The sequence below is a fragment of the Mycobacterium heidelbergense genome, assembly GCF_050205645.1.
Lineage (GTDB): Bacteria > Actinomycetota > Actinomycetes > Mycobacteriales > Mycobacteriaceae > Mycobacterium > Mycobacterium heidelbergense_A.
This window is the reverse complement of record NZ_JBNMQT010000015.1, coordinates 42,102-62,804: the sequence shown is the minus strand read 5'-3', so window position 1 is coordinate 62,804 and position 20,703 is coordinate 42,102. Positions and strand designations below refer to the sequence as shown.

Sequence of the window (20,703 nt, the reverse complement as noted above, 5' to 3'; positions counted from 1 at the left end):
ATGACGACGTTCGCGGGCAAGGCGGCGGCCTCGGCCGACAAGGTTCGCGGCGGCTACTACACCCCGTCCCCGGTGGCCCGGTTCCTGGCCCGCTGGGTGCGCGAAGCCGGCCCGCGCATCGTGGAACCCTCCTGCGGCGACGGCCGAATCCTGCGCGAGCTCGTTGCGCTCGGCGCCCGGGCACACGGCGTCGAACTCGTCGCCGGCGAGGCGGTCAAGGCGCGGCAGTTCGCACCCGTCGACACCGAAAATCTGTTCACCTGGCTCGCCCGCACCGAGGCCGCCGGCTGGGACGGGGTCGCGGGCAACCCCCCCTACATCCGGTTCGGCAACTGGGCATCCGAACAGCGGGAGCCGGCCCTGGAACTCATGCGGCGCGCGGGCCTGCGCCCCAGCAGGTTGACCAACGCCTGGGTGCCCTTCGTCGTCGCCGCCACCGTTCTGGCGCGCGACGGCGGACGCGTGGGCCTGGTCCTTCCCGCCGAGTTGCTTCAGGTCGGCTACGCCGCGCAGTTGCGCGACTTTCTGCTGAGCCGGTTCTCTGCGATCACGCTGCTGACGTTCGAGCGGTTGGTGTTCGACGGCATCCTGCAGGAGGTCGTATTGTTCTGCGGCGTCGTCGGTTCCGGGCCCGCGCGGGTACGCACGGTCCACCTCACCGACGCCGACGCGCTGGCCGATGCCAAGCTTGACGTCGAGTCGGCCCCGGCGCTTCTGCACGAAGAAGAGAAGTGGACGAAGTACTTTCTGGACCCCGCGGCGATCCGGCTGCTGCGCACGCTCAAGGGATCCGACACCCTGACCCGGCTCGGCCGGCTGGCCGACGTCGACGTGGGCATCGTGACCGGACGCAACAGCTTCTTCACCTTCACCGATGCGCACGCCCGCGAACTCGCGCTCACGCCCCACTGCGTCCCGCTGGTTTCGCGCAGCGCGCAGCTCTCCGGCCTGGTGTACGACACCGACTGCCGCGCAAGCGATCTCGCGGCCGGACAGCGGACCTGGTTGCTCGACGCTCCCCGTGACCCGGGCGATCCCGCCCTGCTCGCGCACATCGCCGCGGGTGAGGCCGCCGGGGTGCACCGCGGCTACAAGTGCTCGATCCGCAAGCCCTGGTGGGGCACGCCGTCGTTGTGGATTCCGGACCTCTTCATGCTGCGCCAGATCCACACGTCGCCGCGGCTGACCGTCAACGCCGCCGCGGCGACGAGCACCGACACCGTGCATCGGGTCCGGCTGGCCCCCGACGTCGACGCGTGCGCGCTTGCCGCGGTATTCCACAACAGCGCGACGTTCGCCTTCGCCGAGATCATGGGCCGCAGCTACGGCGGAGGGATTTTGGAGTTGGAGCCGCGGGAAGCCGAGCAGCTGCCCGTTCCCCCGCCGACGTATGCCAGCGCCGAACTCGCCTGCGACGTCGACCTTTTGTTGAAGGCCAACGAGATCGACAAGGCGCTGGACCTGGTGGACCGTCAGGTCCTGATCGACGGGCTCGGCTGGTCGCCGGATGTGGTGGCGCAGTGCCGGTCGGCGTGGGCGGCGCTGCGCGCTCGCCGGACCAAGCGAGGCTCGCGGTGAGCGTTCGGGAGTCCGCGATCTCGATTCTCACCGACTGGCGGGCGCCCGATCCGGCGCAGGATTCGTTGCGGCACGCCGTGCTGGCCTTCGTGCACGGCCACGCCGACGCCTGCCGTCGCGAGTGCGTGCCCGGACACGTCACCGCGTCGACGTTGGTCCTCGACTACAGCGGCAGCCGGGTGCTGCTGACCCTTCACCCCCGAATCGGCCGCTGGGTGCAACTCGGCGGGCATTGCGACGAGGACGACCCCGACGTCGTGTCCGCGGCGCTGCGCGAAGCCATAGAGGAATCGGGCATCGCCGGCCTGCGCATCGCGCCCGAGCTGGCAGCGGTGCATGTGCACCCGGTGGTGTGCTCGTTGGGCGTGCCGACGCGGCACCTCGACCTGCAATTCGTCGCGCACGCGCCGCCCGGCGCGCAGATCGCGATCAGCGACGAGTCGGACGACCTGCAGTGGTGGCCCGCCGACGCCTTGCCGGACGGTACCGACCACGCGCTGGCCTACCTCGTCGCCCAAGCGACTCGGTAACCGCCCAGCGTGCGGCCAGCCGCACGTTCGAGGCCGAGCGTGCGGCTAGACGCACGTTCGGCGCAAAGAGACCTAGACGTCGGACGAGTAGCGAATGCCGCCGTCGGGAATGGAAATGCCGGGCCAGACCCGGGCACCGCGCAGCAACTCGCAGCGCGCGCCGATGTCGGCGCCGTCGCCGATCACGCCGTCGCGGATCAGCGCGCGCGGGCCGACGCGGACTCCGAAGCCCAGGATCGAGCGCTCGATCACGCTGCCCGCCTCGACCTTGACGCCGTCGAAGATCACCGCGCCGTCGAGGCGCACGCCCGGGCCGATCTCCGCGCCGCGGCCGACGACGGTGCCGCCGATCAACAGCGCGCCGGGCGACACCGCCGCGCCATCGTGCACCAACTGCTCGCCGCGGTGGCCGTGCAGGGCCGGCGACGGGGCGATGCCGCGCACAAGATCGGACGATCCGCGCACGAAGTCTTCCGGCGTGCCCATGTCGCGCCAATACGTGGCGTCGACGTAGCCGCACACCTTGACGTCCGGGTCGGCCAGCAGCGAGGGGAACACCTCGCGTTCGACCGAGACCTCGCGACCGCGCGGGATCCGGTCGATGATGTGGCGTTCGAAGACATAGGTGCCCGCGCTGATTTGGTCGGTCGGCGGATCCTCCGTCTTCTCGACGAAGGCGACGACGCGGTTGCGCTCGTCGGTGGTCACGCACCCGAACGCCCGCGGGTCGCTCACCCGCACCAGATGCAAGCTGACGTCTGCGGAGTTGGTCCGGTGGAATTCCAGCAGCTGCCCCAGGTCGGCGCCGGAGAGCACGTCGCCGTTGAACACCATCACGGTGTCGTGCCGCAGCTGGCCGGCGATGTTGGCGATGGCGCCGCCGGTGCCCAGCGGACGCTCCTCGGTCACGTAGTCGATCTGCAGACCCAGCTTGGAACCGTCGCCGAACTCGGCCTCGAACACCGCGGCCTGATACGACGTGCCCAGGATGACGTGCTCGATGCCCGCCGCGGCGATCCGCGACAACAGGTGGGTGAGGAACGGCACCCCGGCGGTCGGCAGCATCGGCTTGGGCGCCGACAGGGTCAGCGGCCGCAGCCGGGTGCCCTTGCCGCCGACCAGCACTACCGCGTCGATTTGATTGCCTGCCATCAACGGGTTAGCCAACTCAGTGCCGCCCTTCTGCCAGTCGCCGTCTGCGGGAAGTGCGCCGTGAACTGCGCACCATCAGACGAGAACGAACCGCGAGCGATCCCCGCAACGTCCAGCGCAGCGGCGCCCGCAACCAACCTGCGTGCCGGTCGGCCAGAAAAAGGTACGTGCTCTTGTGGTGGGCCGCGAGGTGGCTGGCCGGGTCATGCCCGGTGGAGTGGCCCCGGTGGTGCAGGACTTCCGCCGACGGGACGTAGACGCTCGACCAGCCCGCTTTGCCGAGCCGGTCGCCGAGGTCGACGTCCTCCATATACATGAAGTAGCGCTCGTCGAAGCCGCCGACGTTGCTGAATGCCGACCGGCGTACCAGCAGGCACGATCCCGACAGCCAGCCCACCGGCCGTTCGCTGGGCTCGAGCCGCTCCTGGCGGTATGCCGCCGTCCACGGGTTGCGCTTCCAGAACGGCCCGACCACCGCATGCATGCCGCCGCGGATCAGGCTGGGCAGATGCCGCGCCGACGGATACACCGAGCCGTCCGGATCCCGGATGAGCGGACCCAGCGCGCCCGCGCTCGGCCAGCGGGTCGCGGCGTCCAGTAGCGCGTCGATGCTGCCCGGGCCCCACTGCACGTCGGGGTTGGCCACGATCACCCAGTCGTCGACCCACGGCTGGCCGACCTCGTCGAGGTGTGCGACGGCGCGATTCACCGCGGTTCCGTACCCGAGGTTGGCGCCGGTGTCGAACAGCCGCACGTTGGGATAGCGCTCGACGGCGGCCTGGGGCGTTCCGTCGGTGGAGCCGTTGTCGGCCAGCACCACGCTGACCGGACGCTCGGTGGCCAACGACAACGAGGCCAGGAACCGCTCCAGGTGCGGGCCCGGCGAGTAGGTCACCGTCACGACCGGCAGGACGTCAGTCACGCGTAGAGCGTATCGGTCGATCCCTGGCCGGAGGCCGCCAGCGCCGCGACAAGCGCTGCACGCCAGTGCCTTAGCGGCCGCAACCCCGCCGCCGCCGACTGCCGGCTCGACAGGGCCGAATAGCTCGGCCGCGGCGCCGGCCGTGGAAAGTGTGCGCTGCTGACCGGGCGCACCCGCGCCGGATCGGCGCCGCATTCCTCGAAGACCGCACGGGCCAGCTCGAATCGCGAGACCGCGCCCTCGTTGGCGGCGTGCAGGATGGGCCCGGGCACGCGGTCGTCGGCGACCTGCAGCAGCGCGTCGGCCAAGTCGCCGACGTAGGTGGGCGAGCCGACCTGGTCTTCGACCACGTCGACGGGACCGTCCCCGGCGGCCAGCCGGCGCATGACGGCGACGAAGTCTCGGCCCGTCCCGCCGGTGTACACCCAGGCGGTGCGCACCACGACCGCGTCGGGCAGGGCCGCCAGCACGGCGCGTTCCCCGGCGAGCTTGGTGCGGGCGTACACGCCCTGCGGCGCGGTGTCGTCGCCGGGTTCGCAGGGGCGGGGCGCGGCCCCGTCGGCGTCCGGTCCCAGGTCGCGGTTGAACACGAAGTCGGTGGAGACGTGGATCAGCCGGGCGCCGGCGCGGGCGCAGGCCGCGGCGATGTGTTCCGGGCCGGTGACGTTGACCGCGTACGCGGCCGCCTCGTCGCTCTCGGCGCCGTCGACGTCGGTGTACGCCGCGCAGTTCAGCACGACGTCGCCGTCCCGCACGATCCGCTCGGCGGCGGCCGGGTCGGTGATGTCCCATTGCGACGAGCTCAGCGCCAGCACGTCGCGGCCCTGGGCGGCGGCCCGGGTCGCCAAGCAGCTGCCGAGCTGCCCACCGGCACCGGCGATGACTAGCCTTCCTGACCCGCCCGACATGCCTCGAGTCTGGCATGCGCCGAGAAGCGCGGGCCACGCCGCGGCCGGCTACCCGAGAAGCGTGTGTGTCACAAGTAACCTAATGTGATGCCTGTGCAACGTGTGGTTCGTGCGGTTGCCACTGCCCTGGCCGTCCTGGTCGTCATCGGCACGGGGGTCGCCTGGAACAACGTTCGGTCCTTCGAAGACGGCATCTTCCACATGTCGGCGCCCTCGTTGGGCAAGGGCGGCGACGACGGCGCGATCGACATCCTGCTGGTCGGCATGGACAGCCGCACCGACGCCCACGGCAACCCATTGTCGGCCGAGGAACTGGAAACGCTGCGGGCCGGCGACGAAGAAGCCACCAACACCGACACCATCATCCTGATCCGGATACCGAACAACGGGAAGTCGGCCACCGCGATCTCGATTCCGCGGGACTCCTACGTCGCCGCCCCCGGATTGGGCAAGACGAAGATCAACGGCGTCTACGGCCAGACCCGAGAGGCAAAGCGGGTCAGCCTCGTCAAGGCCGGCGCGTCCGCCGCCGAAGCCGCGGCGCAGGGCACCGAGGCCGGCCGCGATGCCCTGATCAAGACCGTCGCCGACCTCACCGGGGTCACCGTCGACCACTACGCCGAGATCGGGCTGCTCGGGTTCTCGTTGATCGCCGACGCGCTCGGCGGCGTCGACGTCTGCCTCAAAGAGCCTGTGTTCGAACCACTCTCGGGCGCCGACTTTCCCGCCGGCCAGCAAAAGCTCGACGGCCCGCAAGCGCTCAGCTTCGTCCGCCAGCGCCACGAGCTGCCGCGCGGCGACCTGGACCGCGTGGTGCGCCAGCAGGTGGTGATGGCCTCGCTGGCCCACAAGATCATCTCGAGTAAGACGCTGTCCAGCCCGGGCACGGTGAAGCGCCTGCAGGCCGCCGTCCAGCGCTCTGTGGTGATCTCCTCGGGTTGGGACGTCATGGATTTCGTCCAGCAGATGCAGAAGCTCGCCGGCGGCAACGTCGCGTTCGCCACCATCCCGGTCCTCGACGGTGCCGGCTGGAGTGACGACGGCACCCAAAGCGTGGTGCGGGTGGACGCGCACCAGGTCGCCGACTGGGTGGCCGGCCTGCTGAACGATCAGGCCCAGGGCAAGACCGAGGAGCTCGCGTACACGCCCGCCAAGACCACCGCCAGCGTCGTCAACGACACCGACATCAACGGCCTGGCCGCGGCGGTCGCAGATGTGTTGAGCTCCAAGGGCTTTGCCACCGGCACAGTGGGCAACAACGACGGTGGGCATGTGCAGGCCAGCCAGGTGCGGGCAGCCAAGACCGACGACCTCGGTGCGCAGGAGGTGTCCAAGGAACTCGGCGGGTTGCCGGTGGTCCCGGATACGTCGCTGGCACCCGGAGCGGTCAAGGTGGTGCTGGCCAACGACTACACCGGTCCGGGCTCCGGGCTGTCCGGCAGCGGAACGATCATGCCCGCCAAGCTCTCCGACCAAGCGGCCGCCGCCGACCCCAATGTCCCGGCGCCCTCGCCGATCCTCACCGCCGGCTCGGACAAGCCGGAGTGCATAAACTGACCAAGCGGTGCATGAATCGACGCTGACGACGCTTTCTGGGGCGATCCTGGATCCGATGTTGCGGGCCGACCCCGTCGGTCCGCGCATCACGTACTACGACGACGCGTCCGGCGAGCGCATCGAGCTGTCCGCGGTGACGCTGGCGAACTGGGCCGCCAAGACCGGCAACCTGTTGCGCGACGAGCTCGGCGCCGGGCCGGCCAGCCGGATCGCGATCCTGTTGCCGGCCCACTGGCAGACGGCGGCGGTCTTGTTCGGGGCCTGGTGGATCGGCGCCGAGGCCGTGCTCGCATCGAGCGACCCGGGTCCCCTCGATGTGGCGCTGTGCACCGCCGACCGGCTGGAGCAGGCCGACGACGCGGCCGCGGGAGGCGAGGTGGCGGTGCTGTCGCTGGATCCGTTCGGCCGCCCGGCGCCCGATCTGCCGATCGGTGTCACCGACTATGCGACGGCGGTGCGCGTGCACGGCGACCAAATAGTTCCGGAGCGCAATCCCGGCCCCGCGCTGGATGGCCGGGCGGCCGCGGAGATTCTGGCCGACTGTGAGAATTCCGCGGCGGCACGGGGTTTGACGTCGAAGGACCGCGTGCTGTCTACCGCATCATGGCCCGGGCCCGCCGAGTTGGTGGATCACCTGCTGGCCATCTTGGCCGTGGGCGGGTCGTTGGTGCAGGTGGCCAATCCCGATCCCGCGACTCTGCAGCGCCGGATCGAGACGGAAAAGGTGACCCGTGTCCTCTGACCCATTCATATTGATATCGCAATATTTCAATGTTACCGTCGGGAAAGCAGCAGCTGACGCCGTGACGACAGGGAGGTAAGGCAATGGCGGGGTTCGGGCTATTGGCAAAGGCGGCCGGGACGGTGTTCACCGGCCTGGTCGGCGTGACGGCCTACGAGGTGGTGCGCAAAGCCGTGGCCAAGGCGCCGCTGCACGAGACCGCGGTGTCGGCGGCGGAGCTGGGATTGCGCGGCACCCGCAAGGCCGAGGAAGCCGCCGAGTCGGCCCGCCTCAAGCTCGCCGACGTCATGGCCGAAGCCCGCGAACGTGTCGGCGAGGAGGCGCCCACCCCGTCCATCAGCGACGTTCACGAGCACTGATCGCTTGATACAAGCCAACGATCCTGTCCTGGCGGTGATTTCGGACGCGGCCGGACGCATGCGGGTGTCGGTCGAGTGGGTCCGCGGCAACTCGCGACGCGCAGTCGCGGTCGAAGAGGCCGTCGCCAAAGAGAACGGCGTGCGCACCGTGCACGCCTACCCGCGCACCGGGTCCGTCGTCGTGTGGTATTCGCCGCAGCGCTGCGACCGCCCCGCGATATTGGCGGCGATCAGCGGCGCCGAACATGTTGCCGCCGAACTGATACCGGCCCGGGCACCGCATTCGTCCGAGATCCGCAACGCCGACGTGCTGCGCATGGTCATCGGCGGTGCCGCGCTGGCGCTGCTCGGCGTGCGCCGCTACGTGTTCGCCCGGCCACCGCTGCTGGGCCCGAGCGGCCGGGTGGTGGCCACCGGCGTCACGGTCTTCACCGGTTACCCGTTCCTGCGCGGCGCGTTGCGCTCGCTGCGTTCCGGTAAAGCCGGCACCGATGCGCTGGTGTCCGCGGCGACCGTGGCCAGCCTGATCCTGCGCGAGAACGTGGTCGCGCTGACCGTGCTGTGGTTGCTCAATATCGGTGAGTACCTTCAGGATCTGACGCTGCGCCGGACCCGGCGGGCCATCTCCGACCTGCTTCGCGGCAGCCAGGACACCGCGTGGATCCGGCTCACCGAGGGTCCGCGCGCGGGTACCGAGATACAGGTGCCGATCGACAGCGTGGAGATCGGCGACGAGGTGGTGGTCCACGACCATGTCGCGATACCCGTGGACGGGGAGGTGGTCGACGGCGAGGCGGTCGTCGACCAATCCGCGATCACCGGGGAAACCCTGCCGGTCAGCGTCGTGGTGGGCTCGCGCGTGCACGCCGGTTCGGTCGTGGTGCGCGGACGCCTCGTGGTGCGCGCGGAGGCCGTCGGCAACCAAACCACCATCGGCCGCATCATCGCCCGCGTCGAGGAGGCCCAGCACGATCGGGCACCCATCCAGACGGTCGGCGAAAACTTCTCTCGCCGTTTCGTTCCCACCTCGTTCGTCGTCTCGGCGATCACCCTGGCGATCACCGGTGACGTCCGCCGGGCGATGACCATGCTGCTGATCGCGTGCCCGTGCGCGGTGGGTCTGGCCACCCCGACCGCGATCAGCGCCGCGATCGGCAACGGCGCGCGCCGCGGCATCCTGATCAAGGGCGGCTCCCACCTGGAGCAGGCCGGTCGGGTCGACGCGATCGTCTTCGACAAGACCGGGACCCTGACCGTCGGGCGTCCCGTTGTCACGAATATCGTTGCGATGCACAAGGATTGGCAGCCCGAGCAGGTGCTGGCGTACGCGGCCAGCTCGGAGATTCACTCGCGCCACCCGCTGGCCGAAGCGGTGATCCGCTCGACCGAGGAACGCCACATCACGATCCCGCCGCACGAGGAGTGCGAGGTGCTGGTGGGCCTGGGCATGCGGACCTGGGCCGACGGCCGGACCCTGCTGCTGGGCAGCCCCGGGCTGCTGCGGGCCGAAAAGGTGAAGGTGTCGAAGAAGGCCTCGGAGTGGGTCGACAAGCTGCGGAACGAGGCGGAAACACCGCTGCTGCTCGCGGTGGACGGCACCCTGGTGGGGCTGATCAGCCTGCGCGACGAGGTGCGACCCGAGGCGGCCGCGGTGCTGAAGGAGTTGCGGGCCAACGGGATTCGCCGCATCGTCATGCTCACCGGCGATCATCCCGACATCGCCCGGGTGGTCGCCGCCGAGCTCGGCATCGACGAGTGGCGCGCCGAGGTGATGCCGGAGGACAAACTCGAGGTGGTGCGTGAACTGCAGGGCGAGGGCTACGTCGTCGGGATGGTCGGCGACGGCATCAACGACGCCCCGGCGCTGGCTGCCGCCGACATCGGGATCGCCATGGGATTGGCCGGCACCGACGTTGCCGTCGAAACCGCGGATGTTGCCCTGGCCAACGACGATCTGCATCGGCTGCTCGACGTGGGGGACCTCGGTTCCCGGGCGGTCGACGTGATCCGCGAGAACTACGGCATGTCCATCGCCGTCAACGCCGCCGGACTGGTCATCGGCGCGGGCGGGGCGCTCTCCCCCGTGCTGGCCGCGATCCTGCACAACGCGTCGTCGGTTGCGGTGGTGGCCAACAGCTCCCGTCTCATCCGGTATCGCCTCGACTAGGCGCCCGCACAGCCACGGTCCGGGCCCGAGGACCGTATCGTTATTCTGTCTAATCATGGCGCGCACCGACAACGACAGCTGGGACCTGGCGACCAGCGTGGGAGCCACGGCCACCATGGTCGCGTCGGGCAGGGCCCGGGCCACCCGAGAAGCGCTGATCGACGATCGGTTCGCCGAGCCGCTGGTGCGCGCGGTGGGCGTGGACTTCTTCACCCGGTGGGCCACCGGCGAGCTCGAATCCGCGGACGTCGACGTTCCCGGCGCCCCGTGGGGCATGCAACGCATGACCGACATCCTTGCGGCGCGCACGCGCTACATCGACGCCTTCTTCGCCGAGGCGCTGGGCGCGGGCATCCGCCAGGTGGTCATCCTGGCCGCCGGCCTCGACGCGCGCGGCTACCGCGTGCCGTGGGCACCGGGGACGACGGTGTTCGAGATCGACCAGCCCCAAGTCATCGAATTCAAGACCGCGACGATCGCCGCGCTCGGCGCCGCGCCCACGGCCGACGTCCGGGCCGTGCCGATCGACCTCCGCGACGATTGGCCATCGGCGCTTCGGCAGGCGGGGTTCGACACCGGCCGACCCGCGGCGTGGGCCGCGGAGGGCCTGCTCGGCTTTCTGCCGGCGGACGCCCAGGATCGGTTGCTGGACAACGTCACCGCGCTCAGTGCCGACGGCAGCCGGCTGGTCGCCGAGGTCTTTGTGAATTCGGGCGTCACCGGAGAGGCGTTGAACGCCGCCACCCGCAAATGGCGGGAGAACGGGCTCGACGTCGAACTCGAGAATCTGGGCTTTCCCGGCGAACGCAACGACGTCGCCGCTTACCTGCAAGGCCACGGCTGGCGCACCGTCCGCACCCCGCTGAATCAGTTGCTGGGCGACAACGGACTACCGCTGCAGTCCAGCGACGCCGAGGCGCCCTTCGGCAGGAACTACTACTGCACCGCCGTGTTGCACACGCCGGTTTAGGGAGAGGCCGACATGCCAAACAGCGAGCCGAACAGCAAGCCCGCGAAGCCCCTCGACGGATTCCGGGTGCTCGATTTCACCCAGAATGTGGCCGGGCCATTGGCCGGCCAGGTGCTGGCCGACCTGGGTGCGGAGGTCATCAAGATCGAGGCGCCCGGCGGTGAGGCGTCCCGCCAGATCACCGCGGTCCTTCCCGGGCGCCCGCCGCTGGCCACGTATTTCCTGCCGAACAACCGCGGCAAGAAGTCGGTGACAGCGGACCTGACCGACCACGACGTCAAGCAGCAGATACTGCGGCTCGCCGACACCGCCGACGTCGTGCTGGAAGGGTTTCGCCCCGGCGTCATGGAACGAATGGGGTTGGGGCCCACCGACTTGCAATCACGCAACCCCAAACTGATCTATGCCCGCCTGAGCGCTTTCGGCGGCAACGGCCCGCACGGCACGCGGCCGGGCGTCGACCTGATGGTCGCGGCCGAGGCCGGCATGACCACCGGGATGCCCACGCCCACGGGCAAACCGCAGATCATCCCGTTCCAGCTCGTCGACAACGCCAGCGGTCACGTCCTGGCCGAGGCGGTGCTGGCCGCGCTGCTCAACCGCGAGCGTCACGGGGTGGCCGACGTGGTCCGGGTCGCGATGTACGACGTCGCGGTGGGGCTGCAAGCCAACCAGCTCACGATGCACCTGAACAAGCCCAGCGAGCCGGCCAAACCCAAGCCAGAAACCAAGCCGGAAATCAAGCCGGAAATCAAGCCAGATGCCAAGAAGCGCAAGGGAGTTGGTTTCGCCACGCAGCCGTCGGACGCCTTTCGGGCATCCGACGGGTATCTCGTCCTGTCCGCCTATGTGCCCAAGCATTGGGCCAAGCTGTGCGAGATCATCGGACGGCCCGATCTGCTCGACGACGAGCGTTTCGTCGACCAGCGCGCGCGGGCGCTGAATTATCCGGAGCTGACCGAGGAACTCGAGTCGGCCCTGGCCGCCAAGACCGCCGCGGAGTGGGTCGAGCTGCTGCACGAGGGCGGCCTGATGGCCTGCCTCGCCTACAGCTGGAAGCAGGTCGTCGATACCCCCCTGTTCGCCGAGAACGACCTGGCCCTGCGCGTCGGCAGTGGTGACGAGGCCATCACGGTGATCCGCACCCCGGCGCGCTACTCCAGCTTCGACGCCGTGAACACCGATCCCCCGCCCGCCGCGGGAGCGCACAACGACAGGTACCTCAGGGCGCCGGAGACGGCGAAGTAGGCGCGTTCAGGCGCCCGGCAGCCGGACGACCTGAACGAAGAACTCGTCGATCTGCCGGACCGCCTTCATGAACTGGTCGAGGTCCACCGGCTTGGTGACGTAGGCATTGGCGTGCAGATTGTAGCTGCGCAGGATGTCTTCCTCCGCCGAGGAAGTGGTCAGCACGACGACTGGAATGCGGCAGAGGTCGGAGTCGGACTTGATCTTTTCCAGCAGCTGGCGCCCATCGTATTTCGGCAGGTTCAGATCGAGCAGGATCAGGTCCGGGCGCACCGCGTCCTCGTACCCGTTGCGCTGATAGAGGTAGTTCAGGCCCTCTTCGCCGTCGTGTGCGACGTGCAGATTGTTTTGAAGTTTGTTGTGCTCGAACGCTTCCCGAGTGATGAGCTCGTCTCCTGGATCGTCTTCGACGAGCAGGATGTCAATTGGTCTGCCGGCATGTGTCAAGGTCGCGCTCCTTCTAAGGTTTCCCGATGTTGTGCGCCGAGGGCAATCGGCAGAGTGAATTCGAAGCGGGTCCCGCCGGTGTAGGACGTGTCGATTCGGATCGTGCCATTATGGTGCTCGACGATTTTCTTGCACATGGCAAGACCCATGCCCGTTCCGGCGTACTGCTCACGGCCGTGCAGGCGTTGAAAGATGGTGAAGACCTTCTCGGCGAACTCCTCGGCGATGCCGATGCCGTTGTCCGACACGCTCAGCACCCACTGGCCATCGCGCTCACCGCTGCCCGCCTGGCATTCGATGACGACGCGCGGCGCGCGATCGGCGAGCCGGAATTTCACCGCATTGCCAATGAGGTTCTGCCACAACATGCTCAGCAGCGTGGGGTCGCCGACGATCCGCGGCAACCGCTGTGTGGGCCGCACGATCTCGGCGCCCGATTCCTGGATCGCGACGGCCAGGTTCTCCAGCGCGGTGTCCAGCGCGGCATCGAGGTCAACCTCGGTGTGCACGCTGCCCAGCCGGCCGACCCGGGAGAAGGTGAGCAGGTCGTTGATGAGCACCTGCATCCTCTTGGCGCCGTCGACCGCGTATCCGATGTACTCGAGGCCGCGCTCGTCGAGCTGGTCGCCATATCGCTTCTCCAGCAATTGGCAGAACGACGCGACCTTTCGCAGGGGTTCTTGCAGATCGTGCGACGCGACGTAGGCGAACTGCTCGAGTTCGGTGTTCGAACGGCGCAATTCGACCGCCCGCTCGTGCAATTGCGTTCGGGCCGAATGGATTGCGTCGAGTTCCTCCATCAGCCGCTGTCGCATGTTCTCCACGTCGGTAGCGATGCCGCGAATGTCCTTCGGCCGCCGCGGGGGCACGATGACTTCGCCGAAATCCCCCTTGGTGATCCGCCGGCAGGCGGCGGCCAGCGCGGCCAGCGGTAGGGTGACGGTGCTTCGAACCAGGGCCGCCAGGGCTCCCGCGGTCACGACGAACAGCAGCAGGATCGCGACCAGTACCCCGTTGCGCCAGTCCTGGGCGCTCTTCAGCTCGGCGGCGGTATTGTCCCACGTCTGGAACAGGTGCGTGTTTTGCATGTCGAAAAGCTCACGCAGATGGTCGAATTCGGCCTTGCCACGGTCCGCGGCGGCACCGCTGATGACGGTGGGAGTGTTTGGGGCCACGCTGGCGATGAGCGGCTCGGTGTAATTCGCCCGCCAGACGCCGGCGGCCCTCTCGATGGCGTCGAGGTCGGCCATCAGGTCGGCGTGCCTGCCAAGGTGGCGCCGGATGTCTTCTGCCGCAGCCACTTCGGCGCGTTGCCCGTCGTAGTAGGGCGCCAGGAACTGGCGATTGGCGGAGATCAGATACCCGCGGACGCCGATTTCCTGGTCGCGCAGCGCCGCCTGCAATTGGCTCGCGGCCAGGCGAGCCGGCCGAATGTTGTCGCTCAGCTCGCGCGACACCCCGTCGGTGCGATTGAGCAATACATATCCGGTCAGCGCGCCGACAAGCACCACCGCGCCCATGATGGACAGGACCACGACCTGCCATCCCAGCACGGTGAGCCGTGGTTCGCGCACCGGAGTGTCGGGGGCGGTCGTCACCTGGCGGTCCGCTCGACGCGGAGCACCGCGATATCGTCGGTGAGCCCGCCGTGGGATCGGGCGCGCTCCTCGGCGCCGTCGATGAGCGCGTCGACGAACACCGGGCCCGGCAGTCCCGCGAGCGACCGGCCCAGCTCGAGCAGGCCGTCCTCGCCGAGGCGCCGGTCGCCCTGCCCCGAATGTCCCTCGAACAGTCCGTCGGTGAGCAGCAGGAGCGCATGATCGACGGGCAGCTCCACCTTGTGCTCGGGCCAGTCGTCGGCGCGCAGGCCCAGAGCCGGCCCGAAATCCGGCTCGACCCAATCCACCGTGCCGGGGCCGTGCAGCAACATCCCGGGATGACCGGCCCGCACCGTGACAATGGGTGAGCCGTCGGGCGGTATCGCGAGGCTGAGCACGGTCGCGAAGAGGCCGATCTCGGCGCGTTCGGCGTGCAGCACCCGCTCCAGCTGCCGCATCCGGTCCGCACCGTGGACGCCGGCGAAGGCGAGCGTGCGCCAGGCGATCCGCAGCGCCGCGCCCAACGCCGCCTCGTCCGGCCCGTGCCCGGCGACGTCGCCGATCAGCACGTGCACCACCCGGTCGGGAGTTTGTACGACGTCGTAGAAGTCACCGCACAACAGCGCCTTCTCGCGGCTTGGGCGGTAGCGGGCGATGATGTCGACGCCTGGGTCGTCGAGCAGCAGCGGGGACGGCAGTAGGCCGCGCTCGAGCAACGCGTTCTCCCGCGCGCGAACCTGGCTGGCACGCAGGTCCGCGGCGATGAGCTCGGCACGTTTGCGCTCGATCGCGTACAGCAGCGCGCGGCGCAGCATCTCGGGCTCGACGGACCCCTTGATCAGGTAGTCCTGCGCGCCGGCGGCGACCGCCTTCGCGCCGAACAGCTCGTCGTCGCGCCCGGTCAGCACGACGATCGGGACGGTGGGATCGCGTGTGGCGATGCGGTCGAGCGCATCGATTCCGCTGGCATCGGGCAGGTTCAGGTCCAGCAGCACGCAATCGGGGCGCGTGGCCGACAGCTCGCGCTCCGCGTCCGCCATCGATTGCGCCCAGACCATCTTGATGTCGGCGACGGCGTCCGAGATCAGCTCGTCCACCAGCACCGCGTCGGCTCGATCGTCCTCGACCAACAGCAAAGACAACGTCCGCCGATCCATCGATGACTCAGCGGCCGCGGCCCGTGCCGGGATCAGTTGGCGGTCATGTTGTGCACGCACGGACGACCGTGTCCCTCATTCAGACCCCCTGGCCGCCGCGGCAAACCTGCGCTGGCTCGAGTGTTATGACGTTCGCGATAATAACCGGCGCCGCCGGTGTCCCACATGCGATTTGGAGAATGTCTAACGAATTGGCAAGCAGCCGCCAATCAGCCCGGCATCGGCCCGCCACCAGCGCGGTTTCAGCGCAGCAGCGCCCGCGACATCACGACCCGCTGGATCTGGTTGGTGCCCTCGTAGATCTGGGTGATCTTGGCATCGCGCATCATCCGCTCGACCGGGAAATCGGTGGTGTATCCGGCGCCGCCGAACAGCTGCACGGCCGCCTCGGTCACGTCCATCGCGGTGTCGGAGGCGAAGCACTTCGCGGCCGCGGAGATGAATCCGAGATTCGGCTCGCCGCGTTCGGCCCGTGCGGCGGCGCTGTACACCATCAGCCGGGCCGCTTCGACCTTCATCGCCATGTCGGCCAGTTCGAACTGCACCCCCTGGAACTCGGAGATCGACTGCCCGAACTGCTTGCGGTCCTTGGTGTAGGCGACGGCGGCATCCAGCGCGCCCTGTGCCAGGCCCACGGCCTGCGCACCCACGGTGGGGCGGGTGTGGTCGAGGGTCTGCAGCGCGGTTTTGAACCCGGTGCCGGGTTCGCCGATGATCCGATCGCCCGGGATGCGGCAGTTCTCGAAGTACAACTCGGTGGTGGGCGAACCCTTGATGCCCATCTTCTTTTCCTTCGGACCGACGCTGAACCCCTCGTCGTCCTTGTGCACCATGAACGCCGAGATGCCGTTGGCGCCGCGGTCCGGATCGGTCACTGCCATCACCGTGTACCAGGTCGACTTGCCGCCGTTGGTGATCCAACACTTGGTGCCGTTGAGAATCCAGTGATCCCCGTCGGCTTTGGCCCGGGTCCGCATCGACGCCGCGTCACTGCCCGCTTCGCGCTCGCTCAAGGCGTAGGAGGCCATCGCCCCCTCGGTGGCCAGCGACGGCAGCACCTGCTTCTTCAGCTCCTCGGAACCCTGCAGGATCAGGCCCATGGTGCCCAGTTTGTTGACGGCGGGAATCAGCGAGGCGGACCCGTCGACGCGCGCGACCTCTTCGATCACGATGCACGCCGCGACCGAGTCCGCGCCCTGACCGCCGTACTCCTCGGGAATGTGGACGGCGTTGAAGCCGGACGCGTTCAGCGCGTCGAGGGCCTCCTGCGGAAAGCGTGAATTCTCGTCCACGTCGGCGGCGTGCGGGGCGATCTCTTTTTCCGCCAGCGCCCGAATCGCCGCCCGCAGCTCCTGGTGCTCCTCGGGCAATTGGAACAGGTCGAATGTGGGGTCTCCGGCCCACTGAGCCATCTTGGCCTCCTTGCACTCTGCCAAATTTGCCCGGCTTCTTCACGGGCCTTACCAGGCCCGCCTCGTCGCCGGGCTACTGGCCGGTAACTTTACCCTGACCCTCCCGCAGCGCCGCATCCTTGGCCCGCACGCTCTCGGCCAGCTCCTCGGCAAAAGCGACGAGCCGCGCGCGCAGCGCCGGGTCGGACGATCCGAGAATGCGCACGGCCAGCAGGCCCGCGTTGCGGGCGCCACCGATGGAGACCGTGGCGACCGGCACGCCCGCCGGCATCTGCACGATCGAGAGCAGGGAATCGAGGCCGTCCAGCCGCGCCAGCGGCACCGGCACGCCGATCACCGGCAGCGGCGTCGCCGAGGCGACCATCCCGGGCAGGTGGGCCGCGCCGCCGGCGCCGGCGATGATCACCTCGATGCCCCGGTCGGCCGCGCCGCGTGCGTACTCGAGCATCTCCGCCGGGGTGCGGTGCGCCGAGACGACGCGCACCTCGGTCGGTACGTCGAACTCGGCCAGCGCCGCCGCCGCGTCGGCCATCACCGGCCAGTCGCTGTCGCTGCCCATGATCACCGCGACCCGGGGTTGGTCAGTCATGTGGATCCCATCCGTCGGCCCATTGCCCGTGTGACAACCAGTGTGCGGCCAGCTCGGCGCGTTCACGCAGCTTCGCCAGGCCGGCGGTATCGGTGCCCGGGAAACTGCCCAGGAAATTGATGTGCCCGACCTTGCGTCCGGGGCGTTCGGCCTTGCCGTAGAGGTGAACGCGGGCGTCGGGCATGCGCGCAAAGAGATGGTGCAACCGTTCGTCGGCGGCCATCGCCGGCGGCTGCGCGGCACCGAGCACGTTGGCCATCACCGTGACCGGCGCGATGGCGTCGGTGTCGCCCAGCGGATAGTCCAGCACCGCGCGCAGATGCTGCTCGAACTGGCTGGTGCGGGCCCCGTCCATGGTCCAGTGCCCGGAATTGTGCGGCCGCATCGCGAGCTCGTTGACCAGCAGCGCGCCGTCGACCGTCTCGAACAGCTCGACCGCGAGCACGCCGACGACGCCGAGGTCGGCGGCCAGCCGCAATGCCAGCTCTTGCGCGGCCGACGCGAGGTCCTCGGGCAGCTCCGGAGCGGGCGCGATGACCTGCACGCAGATCCCGTCCCGCTGCACGGTCTCGACGACCGGCCACGCCGCCCCCTGACCGAACGGCGAGCGCGCCACCAGAGCCGACAGTTCGCGGCGCAGGTTCACCTGCTCCTCGGCCATCACCGGCACGCGAGAGGCCAGGAAGCTCGCCGCGATCTCGCGGGCGTGCGACGGGTCGCGGGCCATCCGCACCCCGCGCCCGTCGTATCCGCCGCGGACCGCTTTCACGACCACGGGGCCGGCTATGCGCCGCGCAAAGTTGTCGAGTTCGTCGACACTCCGGATCTCGGCATAGCGGGGCACCGGGGCTCCGAGGGCCTCCATCCGCCGCCGCATGACGAGCTTGTCCTGGGCGTGCACCAGCGCCTGCGGAGGGGGCGCCACATTGACGCCTTCCGCGACGAGCTTGTCCAGCAGTTCGGTCGGGACGTGCTCGTGGTCGAAGGTCAGCACGTCGGCTCCGGCGGCGACCCGGCGCAGATCTTCGAGATCGGTGTGCGAGCCGATCACCACGTCGGCACTGACCTGCGCGGCCGATTCGTCGGGGGCGGTCGCCAGCACGCGCAGCGTCTGCCCCAGCGCGATGGCGGCCTGATGCGTCATACGGGCCAGCTGCCCGCCACCGACCATGGCGACGACGGGCGCGGTGCGCGGCGGGCGTGAACTCGGCACGGCCATCATGGTGTCACGGCGCACAGTCCCGTGCTCGAGGCGTGTTGACCGGCTCTGACACACAATCGTTATGTACCATTTTGCGTCGATTTTGCGTCCGTACGTACACTCACGTGTTGTGTCCTTCGCCGAAGCCACAATCGCGCGCTTGCCCGGGATCATTCAGCCGTATGCGCAGCGCCATCATGAACTGATCAAATTCGCCATCGTCGGCGGCACCACGTTCATCATCGACTCGGCGATTTTCTACACGCTGAAGCTGACGATTCTGGAGCCCAAGCCGGTGACCGCCAAGGTCATCGCGGGCATCGTCGCCGTCATCGCGTCCTACGTGCTGAACCGGGAATGGAGCTTCCGCGACCGCGGCGGCCGCGAGCGACACCACGAGGCGCTGCTGTTCTTCGCGTTCAGCGGTGTCGGCGTGCTGCTCTCCATGGCCCCGCTGTGGATCTCCAGCTACGTCCTGCAGCTCCGGGTACCGACGGTGTCGCTGACCGCGGAGAACATCGCCGACTTCATCTCGGCGTACATCATCGGCAACCTGCTGCAGATGGCGTTCCGGTTCTGGGCGTTCCGGCGCTGGGTGTTTCCCGACGAGTTCGCGCGCAGCCCCGACAAGGCGCTGGAATCCGCCCTCACCGCGGGTGGTATCGCCGAAATCTTCGAGGACGAGATCGAGGGCGGCAACGTCACCCTGTTGCGGGCGTGGCGCAACAGGGCGAGCCGCCGCGGCGACGTAGGCCGGGCGACTCAGCTCGGCGATTCCTCGGACCCCAGGGTGTCGAAGACTTCGTGATACAGCAGCGCGTGCACCTCGCGCAGGCGCGGAATGTCGTAGAACTCCAACGGATCCTGTGACGCCGACTCGATAATCAGCGTGCCGGTGCGAAACATTCGCTCGACGATCTTGTCCCGGAATTCCACGCTGTTGATCCGCGCCAACGGAATGTCGATCCCGCTGCGGGTCAGCACCCCGTGCCGGAACATCACCCGCCGGTTGGTGACGACGAAATGAGTCGTCAGCCAGCTCAGGAACGGCCATAGCGTCAGCCAGCCGACGATCACCAGCCAGATCCCCCATATGACGCCGTAGATGATGTTCTTGGCGAGCTGCCCCCAATGCGTCGAGTTGAGGTAGCCCGACCCGAACGCCGCGATAGCGGTCACCACGATGAGTACGACGACGGGCCAGATCAAGCGCTTCCAGTGCGGGTGGCGGTGAATGACGACCTGTTCGCCGGCGGCCAGGGCGTTGTCCGGGTAGCTCATGGTCGCGAAGTTACCGCTTCCTAACGTAGATGCACCACGTCGCCCGCGGAAACGACGACGGTCTCCCCGTCCGTTTCCACGCATAACCTGCCCTGGTCGTCGACGGCGCTCGCGGTCCCGACGACTTCCCGGCCGCCGGGCAGTTCGGCGCGCACCCGCGTGCCGATGGTCAGGCTGCGGGCTCGGTAATCCGCGGCCAGCTGCCAGTCGGCCCCACGTGCGAGCCGCCAGGCGGTGATGCGGCCGCCGAGCTCACGCAACACGGCGCGGACCAACGTGTCGCGATCGGGCGCGGCCACTCCGAGGTCGAGCAGCGACGTGGGCGCAATGGCCCCGGACCCATCGACCTCGTCGGGTGCCTGAGTTACGTTGAGCCCCAAGCCAATTACCACAACCGGCTTGGCGACCTCGGCGAGAATCCCGGCCAGCTTGCCGCCTCCGGCCACCACGTCGTTGGGCCACTTGAGACCCGCTTGGACACCGGCCGCGTCGAGCACCGGGGCCACCGCGTCGACGACCGCCACACCGGTGGCCAGCGACAGCCAGCCCCACCCCGCGGTCGGGACGTCGACGACGCTCACGCCGACCGACATGGTGATCTGGGCGCGCGGGGAGGCCGACCATCCGCGGCCGTGGCGTCCGCGGCCGGCGGTCTGATGCTCGGCGATCAACACCGCCCCCGCGACGTCGACACCCGACGCCGCCCGCGCCAGGAGGTCGGCGTTGGTGGAGCCGGTTTGTTCGACGACGTCGAGCTGTCGCCAGCCCAGCCCCGTCCCGATCAGGTCGGCGCGCAACGCGGCCTCATCCAACGGTTGCCGAAGCGATTCGCGGTCCGTCACTCCACCCAGCCTAAGCACCGGCGGCGCATGGGCTGCCGATACC

19 protein-coding genes and 1 pseudogene are annotated in these 20,703 nt (G+C 68.9%); 9 read left to right on the top strand and 11 right to left on the bottom strand.

Annotated features, from left to right (window positions below):
- Both ACQI5H_RS17580 and ACQI5H_RS17575 read left to right on the top strand, forming a co-directional pair.
- Complete coding sequence (locus ACQI5H_RS17580) at positions 1-1,578, top strand: Eco57I restriction-modification methylase domain-containing protein (protein ID WP_427080605.1); 1,578 nt, start codon at positions 1-3, stop codon at positions 1,576-1,578.
- Positions 1,575-2,108 (top strand): NUDIX hydrolase, encoded by a 534-nt coding sequence (locus ACQI5H_RS17575; RefSeq protein WP_427080604.1) that lies wholly within the window; start codon positions 1,575-1,577, stop codon positions 2,106-2,108. The genes ACQI5H_RS17580 and ACQI5H_RS17575 overlap by 4 nt, the downstream gene beginning before the upstream one ends.
- 72 nt (positions 2,109-2,180) lie before the next feature.
- On the opposite strand, the gene ACQI5H_RS17570 is transcribed toward ACQI5H_RS17575, so the two are convergent.
- The 3 genes and pseudogenes from ACQI5H_RS17570 to rfbD form a co-directional block, all read right to left on the bottom strand.
- A complete protein-coding gene (locus ACQI5H_RS17570) occupies positions 2,181-3,260 on the bottom strand; it encodes a sugar phosphate nucleotidyltransferase (RefSeq protein WP_427080603.1) in 1,080 nt (359 codons plus the stop codon).
- 16 nt (positions 3,261-3,276) lie between these two features.
- The gene (locus tag ACQI5H_RS17565) at positions 3,277-4,182 is read right to left on the bottom strand and encodes a glycosyltransferase family 2 protein (protein ID WP_427080602.1); all 906 of its coding nucleotides are present in this window, start codon (positions 4,180-4,182) and stop codon (positions 3,277-3,279) included.
- Positions 4,175-5,090, bottom strand: a pseudogene (gene rfbD / locus ACQI5H_RS17560) (dTDP-4-dehydrorhamnose reductase). The gene ACQI5H_RS17565 and the pseudogene rfbD overlap by 8 nt, the downstream one beginning before the upstream one ends.
- A gap of 84 nt (positions 5,091-5,174) precedes the next feature.
- Between rfbD and ACQI5H_RS17555 the strand changes: the two are divergent.
- The 6 genes from ACQI5H_RS17555 (at position 5,175) to ACQI5H_RS17530 (ending at position 12,133) form a co-directional block, all read left to right on the top strand.
- Positions 5,175-6,647: an LCP family protein gene (locus tag ACQI5H_RS17555; RefSeq protein ID WP_427080601.1), complete on the top strand. Its 1,473-nt coding sequence runs from the start codon at positions 5,175-5,177 to the stop codon at positions 6,645-6,647.
- Between the two features lie 55 nt (positions 6,648-6,702).
- Positions 6,703-7,389 (top strand): TIGR03089 family protein, encoded by a 687-nt coding sequence (locus ACQI5H_RS17550; protein WP_427080662.1) that lies wholly within the window; start codon positions 6,703-6,705, stop codon positions 7,387-7,389.
- Positions 7,390-7,472: 83 nt separating this feature from the next.
- Positions 7,473-7,748, top strand: coding sequence for a DUF1490 family protein (locus tag ACQI5H_RS17545; protein ID WP_076118986.1), 276 nt, complete (start codon positions 7,473-7,475; stop codon positions 7,746-7,748).
- Between the two features lie 58 nt (positions 7,749-7,806).
- Positions 7,807-9,915 (top strand): manganese-exporting P-type ATPase CtpC, encoded by a 2,109-nt coding sequence (ctpC, locus tag ACQI5H_RS17540; RefSeq protein ID WP_427080661.1) that lies wholly within the window; start codon positions 7,807-7,809, stop codon positions 9,913-9,915.
- 55 nt (positions 9,916-9,970) lie between these two features.
- Positions 9,971-10,885: a class I SAM-dependent methyltransferase gene (locus ACQI5H_RS17535; protein WP_427080600.1), complete on the top strand. Its 915-nt coding sequence runs from the start codon at positions 9,971-9,973 to the stop codon at positions 10,883-10,885.
- Positions 10,886-10,897: 12 nt separating this feature from the next.
- Positions 10,898-12,133: a CoA transferase gene (locus tag ACQI5H_RS17530; RefSeq protein ID WP_427080599.1), complete on the top strand. Its 1,236-nt coding sequence runs from the start codon at positions 10,898-10,900 to the stop codon at positions 12,131-12,133.
- 6 nt (positions 12,134-12,139) lie between these two features.
- Here ACQI5H_RS17530 and ACQI5H_RS17525 read toward each other — a convergent pair whose 3' ends face one another.
- From ACQI5H_RS17525 to ACQI5H_RS17500, 6 genes are all read right to left on the bottom strand, one after another.
- Positions 12,140-12,580 (bottom strand): response regulator, encoded by a 441-nt coding sequence (locus ACQI5H_RS17525; RefSeq protein ID WP_427080598.1) that lies wholly within the window; start codon positions 12,578-12,580, stop codon positions 12,140-12,142.
- On the bottom strand, positions 12,577-14,100 hold the full coding sequence (locus ACQI5H_RS17520) for a sensor histidine kinase (protein ID WP_427080660.1): 1,524 nt from the start codon (positions 14,098-14,100) through the stop codon (positions 12,577-12,579). Before ACQI5H_RS17520 ends, ACQI5H_RS17525 begins: the two co-directional genes overlap by 4 nt.
- A 74-nt stretch (positions 14,101-14,174) precedes the next feature.
- Positions 14,175-15,320, bottom strand: a complete 1,146-nt coding sequence (locus tag ACQI5H_RS17515; protein WP_427080659.1) for a PP2C family protein-serine/threonine phosphatase — start codon at positions 15,318-15,320, stop codon at positions 14,175-14,177.
- A 257-nt stretch (positions 15,321-15,577) separates the two neighbouring features.
- Positions 15,578-16,747 carry an acyl-CoA dehydrogenase gene (locus tag ACQI5H_RS17510; RefSeq protein WP_427080597.1) on the bottom strand — a complete coding sequence of 390 codons (1,170 nt, stop codon included), beginning with the start codon at positions 16,745-16,747 and terminating at the stop codon, positions 15,578-15,580.
- A 73-nt stretch (positions 16,748-16,820) separates the two neighbouring features.
- The gene (gene purE / locus ACQI5H_RS17505) at positions 16,821-17,336 is read right to left on the bottom strand and encodes a 5-(carboxyamino)imidazole ribonucleotide mutase (protein ID WP_427080596.1); all 516 of its coding nucleotides are present in this window, start codon (positions 17,334-17,336) and stop codon (positions 16,821-16,823) included.
- Positions 17,329-18,558 (bottom strand): 5-(carboxyamino)imidazole ribonucleotide synthase, encoded by a 1,230-nt coding sequence (locus ACQI5H_RS17500; RefSeq protein ID WP_427080658.1) that lies wholly within the window; start codon positions 18,556-18,558, stop codon positions 17,329-17,331. Before ACQI5H_RS17500 ends, purE begins: the two co-directional genes overlap by 8 nt.
- 109 nt (positions 18,559-18,667) lie before the next feature.
- Between ACQI5H_RS17500 and ACQI5H_RS17495 the strand changes: the two genes are divergently transcribed.
- Positions 18,668-19,345: a GtrA family protein gene (locus tag ACQI5H_RS17495; RefSeq protein WP_427080595.1), complete on the top strand. Its 678-nt coding sequence runs from the start codon at positions 18,668-18,670 to the stop codon at positions 19,343-19,345.
- On the opposite strand, the gene ACQI5H_RS17490 is transcribed toward ACQI5H_RS17495, so the two are convergent.
- Together ACQI5H_RS17490 and ACQI5H_RS17485 are read right to left on the bottom strand one after the other, a co-directional pair.
- A complete protein-coding gene (locus ACQI5H_RS17490; protein ID WP_427080594.1) occupies positions 19,300-19,818 on the bottom strand; it encodes a PH domain-containing protein in 519 nt (172 codons plus the stop codon). The genes ACQI5H_RS17495 and ACQI5H_RS17490 overlap by 46 nt on opposite strands.
- 20 nt (positions 19,819-19,838) lie before the next feature.
- Entirely contained in the window at positions 19,839-20,660 is an 822-nt protein-coding gene (locus ACQI5H_RS17485; protein ID WP_427080593.1) for a biotin--[acetyl-CoA-carboxylase] ligase, read from the bottom strand.
- Positions 20,661-20,703: the final 43 nt, after the last annotated feature.

Coding starts and splice junctions, on each gene's coding strand:
- ACQI5H_RS17580 (WP_427080605.1), top strand. CDS start 1: ATGACGACGTTCGCGGGCAAGGCGGCGGCCTCGGCCGACAAGGTTCGC.
- ACQI5H_RS17570 (WP_427080603.1), bottom strand. CDS start 3,260: ATGGCAGGCAATCAAATCGACGCGGTAGTGCTGGTCGGCGGCAAGGGC.
- ACQI5H_RS17550 (WP_427080662.1), top strand. CDS start 6,703: ATGTTGCGGGCCGACCCCGTCGGTCCGCGCATCACGTACTACGACGAC.
- ACQI5H_RS17545 (WP_076118986.1), top strand. CDS start 7,473: ATGGCGGGGTTCGGGCTATTGGCAAAGGCGGCCGGGACGGTGTTCACC.
- ctpC (WP_427080661.1), top strand. CDS start 7,807: ATGCGGGTGTCGGTCGAGTGGGTCCGCGGCAACTCGCGACGCGCAGTC.
- ACQI5H_RS17535 (WP_427080600.1), top strand. CDS start 9,971: ATGGCGCGCACCGACAACGACAGCTGGGACCTGGCGACCAGCGTGGGA.
- ACQI5H_RS17530 (WP_427080599.1), top strand. CDS start 10,898: ATGCCAAACAGCGAGCCGAACAGCAAGCCCGCGAAGCCCCTCGACGGA.
- ACQI5H_RS17520 (WP_427080660.1), bottom strand. CDS start 14,100: ATGGGCGCGGTGGTGCTTGTCGGCGCGCTGACCGGATATGTATTGCTC.
- ACQI5H_RS17510 (WP_427080597.1), bottom strand. CDS start 16,747: ATGGCTCAGTGGGCCGGAGACCCCACATTCGACCTGTTCCAATTGCCC.
- purE (WP_427080596.1), bottom strand. CDS start 17,336: ATGACTGACCAACCCCGGGTCGCGGTGATCATGGGCAGCGACAGCGAC.
- ACQI5H_RS17500 (WP_427080658.1), bottom strand. CDS start 18,558: ATGATGGCCGTGCCGAGTTCACGCCCGCCGCGCACCGCGCCCGTCGTC.
- ACQI5H_RS17490 (WP_427080594.1), bottom strand. CDS start 19,818: ATGAGCTACCCGGACAACGCCCTGGCCGCCGGCGAACAGGTCGTCATT.